General features: G+C 68.4%; 2 protein-coding genes and 2 pseudogenes. 2 read left to right on the forward strand and 2 right to left on the reverse strand.

Annotated elements, in window-relative coordinates:
• Positions 1–826, reverse strand: an 826-nt coding sequence (locus tag ABEA26_RS35355; protein ID WP_345598096.1) for an IS110 family transposase, incomplete at its 3' end; no start/stop codon positions are given.
• Between the two features lie 428 nt (positions 827–1,254).
• Between ABEA26_RS35355 and ABEA26_RS36510 the strand changes: the two are divergent.
• A pseudogene (locus ABEA26_RS36510) lies at positions 1,255–1,397 on the forward strand (IS630 family transposase); the annotation flags it as partial.
• On the opposite strand, the gene ABEA26_RS35360 reads toward ABEA26_RS36510, so the two are convergent.
• Positions 1,396–2,357 (reverse strand): IS5 family transposase gene (locus tag ABEA26_RS35360; protein ID WP_345598098.1). Its coding sequence is split into 2 segments (ribosomal slippage): positions 1,396–1,956 and positions 1,959–2,357, totalling 960 coding nucleotides; the frame shifts between segments, so codons are not numbered across the junction. The pseudogene ABEA26_RS36510 and the gene ABEA26_RS35360 sit on opposite strands and share 2 nt — an antisense overlap.
• Positions 2,358–2,413: 56 nt before the next feature.
• Between ABEA26_RS35360 and ABEA26_RS36515 the strand changes: the two are divergent.
• Positions 2,414–3,351, forward strand: a pseudogene (locus ABEA26_RS36515) (IS630 family transposase); the annotation flags it as partial.
• Positions 3,352–3,576: the final 225 nt, after the last annotated feature.

The raw sequence follows: 3,576 nt of genomic DNA on the forward strand, positions 1-3,576 counted from the left end.
AGGACGCCTCGGTGTTCAGCCGCTCGGGATTGTCTCCCATGGTGATCAGGAGAGTAACGGCACTGTCCGGGCCGATGCCCACCGGTACGAGCAGCTGTGGGGCGTGGTGTTCGACGAGCTGGGTCAGGCGTTGGTTCAGCTCATTGATCTGCCCGGTGAGCTGCTCGATGCGCTCCGCGAGCATTCTCAGAGTCATATGGGTGGCCTGGACCACCGCGCTCTCGCCCTCCTCACCGTCGTCTGGCCCGAGGCGTGCGCAGGTGCGGAACAGCTCGCGGTTGCCCAGGCTGGACAGTCGTTCCCGCAGTACGGGATCGGCGATGACCAGGACGGCTTTGAGCTGGTTGATCGCCTGGGTACGGGCCTTGACCGCGGAGTCCTTGGCGAGCTTGAAGATCCGGGCGCTGTGCACCGGACCGTCGCCGGACTTGGCGCGGGCCCGGGCGCGGCCACTAAGCACGGCTCGCGCGGCGGCTTGCGCGTCGAGCGGGTCCGACTTCCCGAGCAGCCGGCGGGCCGAGCGGTCGGGCCGGTTCACTTCGTACACCTGGATCTGCTGGGCCAGCAGGTAGCGGGACAGGCCCGCGCCGAAGGTGCCGGTGCCCTCCACACCGGCCCGGCGCACCGTACCCCGCTTGCCGGCCCACACGAGCAACTGTCGGTAGCCGGCCGCCGTCGCGGGAAAGGACTCCGTTCCCAGGCTCTTCCCGAGCGGGGAGATCACGGCGGCAACATGCACCTCGCCGTGCGTGTCCACGCCCAGGACGACCTCGCGCCGAACGGGCGGATCCGTGCTCGAGGAGGTGCTGCGCTGTCGGGTCGTCATGATGGTTCGCCTCCCACGTGACGTGCTGGCTAGGGTGAATGGCACCGGCCTGCTCGGGCGGTCTGAACCGTGATGGCGCCTGAAACTCGGCAAGGCCCCTATAGGGACACGCCCTGTGGCTCGGTGGCAGGCAGCATCCCGCAACGGCAGTCGACAGGTCCGTGACTGGACACTTCGGTCATAGATCTCACGAGTCAGACCCCGTCCGGGATGGCACTGCACAACCGTCCCATCGATCCCGGTACAGCGGCATGACTCGATCACTGCCGGAAGGCTTTGAACGAACCGGCCCTCAACCTGGCCATGACGCACTGAAACGGCGTTGACTCTCCGTCTACTCGTGACCGGCATTGACGGGCAGCCGCGTGGCCCGCCTTATCTTTGCGAAGCCTCTGATGGGTGTGGGTGGGCGGCTGTATCCGTGTGGTGTGAGATATGCGGATGGGGGCGGGCTGCCTCCTGCGGGAGTCGGCGCCGTGAGTCAGTACGGATGCAGGCGGCTGAGTGGTTCGAGCAGGAGATCAAACCGTCTGAGGTCGCGCGGCGGTTGCGGGTGAGCGTGAAGTCGGCTAGGTCGTTTCTGATGGCTCTTGGACGGTGTCTCGGAGCCAGATGACGATGGCGGTGACGGCCAGGGTGCCGTTGAAGATGTAGTCACGCTTGTCGTACCGGCTGGCCACTGCCCGATACTGCTTCCACTTGCTGACGCACCGTTCGACGGCGCTGCGGCGGCGGTACTGGGTCTTGTCGAAGGCCGGTGGGCGTCCTCCGGCCTGGCCCTTGCGCCCGCGGTTGGCCCGCTGGTCGTCGGGCTGGGCGATGGTCGCCTTGATACCCCGTCGCCGCAGGTAGGCGCGATTGTCCCGGCTGGAGTACGCCTTGTCGCCGCGGATGCGGTCCGGGCGGCTGCGCGGCCGCCCGGACCCGTGCCGCCGGATCCGTAAGTTCTCCAGCACGGTCACGAACATGGGGCTGTCGCCGCGCTGGCCCGGGGAGGTCTGCCAGGTCAGCGGGCGGGCCCGGTCGTCAGACAGCAGATGGACCTTGGTGGTCAGTCCACCCCGTGAGCGTCCCAGGGCCTCCCGGCCATCGGTTTCCTCACGCGTCCCGCCCCTTTTTACGGGAAGTCGCGTGGCGGCCGGCGGCGGGCACCGGCGGCATGCTGGTGGGCCCGGCAGGAGGTGGAGTCGATGTTCACCGCCCACTCCCGCCCACGCTGGCGGCTCTCCTCCCGCACTGTCTGGGCCAGGCTGCCGTCCGGGTCGGCGGCATCGGCCTCGATCTGCAGCTCGCCCAGGATCCGCTGCCACGTTCCGTCCGCCGACCAGCGGCGATGCCGCTCGTAGACGGTCTGCCAGGGGCCGTAGCGTTCGGGCAGATCCGGCCAGGGCACACCGGTACGGGCCCGGAACAACACCCCGTTGATCACTCTGCGGTGATCGGCCCATTGCCCGCCCGGCCTGCCGTTGGCGGGCAGTAACGACTCGATCTTCTGCCACTGCGCATCCGTGAGCTCATGCCGCCGCACCATGAGGTGCACCTGCCCAGCCAGAGCACTGATCCACCCAGCCCAGCAAGAGCCATCAGAAACGACCTAACCACTGGCACCAGTTGTGGCGGGCTGGCGGTCGTGAATCTCTTGCTTCCCGTGGCCCGAGCGGATTCCGTTGCCGGTTGTCCCCGCGCTGCCTGGAGAAACTGGCTGCGTACCTCGATGAGGGCCCCGGCTGCCCACGGCTGGGTGGAGGACCAGGTGTGGACCGCATCGAGGGTGGCCACGCTGATCGGCAGGAAGTTGCACGTCTCCTACAGCGTCTCCGGCGCGACGAGGCTGATCCACCGGCTCGGCTTCAGCCCGCAGGTCCCCGCGCCGCGGGTCGCCGAGCGCGACGAGCAGGCCGTGACCGCGTGGAAGGAGGGGACCTGGGCGGAGGTAAATGGGCCCGGGCGGCCTGCGGGGGCTACATCTGCTTCGAGGACGAAGCCGGGTTCACCCGCCGGCCGCCCAAAAGACGAACCTGGGCTGGCGCGGTCACACCCCGGTCGTGACCGTCAGCGGGCGCCGCTCGGGGCGTCTGTCAGTGGCCGGGCTGATCGCGATACGGCCAGGCTCGCGCACCCGGCTGTGCCACCGTCTGCGCGTTCACCGGGCGGGCAGCAGCGCACGCCGCAACATGGGCGAGCGGGACTTCATCGCGCTCGCCGACGGCGTCCACCAGCCCGTCAAGGCACCGATCGTGCTGGCCTGGGCGTCTGAACACCCACGTCTCCCACGCCATGCGAGCTGATCGCCGAGCGTGAGTGCTGACGGTGTTCCTACTGCCCACCTATTCACCCGACCTCAACCCCGTCGAGTGGGTATGGGCACACGTTAAGCGCAGCCTGGCCAACCTCGCCGTGGTCGCGCTCGACCGGCTCGAAGCCCTCGTCCGTAACCGGCTCAGCGCCTTCAGTACCGGCCCGGCACCCTTGACGGCTTCATAGCCGGTACCGGCCTGATCCTCGACGAACCCACGTCACCCTGACCAGCCGAAGTCAGTAACGGGCGGCGGTGCTTGCCGAACCCGTGCAGTGCCCCGGTGTTCTCCATGGGCTCTCCCGTCACAGGCTCGCTCCCTGACAGTCACAAACCCGCCGCACGGAGACAGATCTTGCTGTAGCAGGCACGAGCGGGCCCGACTCTCCGTCGACCTCGACATCGCGGGCGCCCACCCAACTCGAACTCGCCCACCTCCTGGATCTGCGCGCGG

Origin of the sequence: Streptomyces marokkonensis, assembly GCF_039539045.1 — a bacterium.
GTDB classification, from domain to species: Bacteria; Actinomycetota; Actinomycetes; order Streptomycetales; family Streptomycetaceae; genus Streptomyces; species Streptomyces marokkonensis.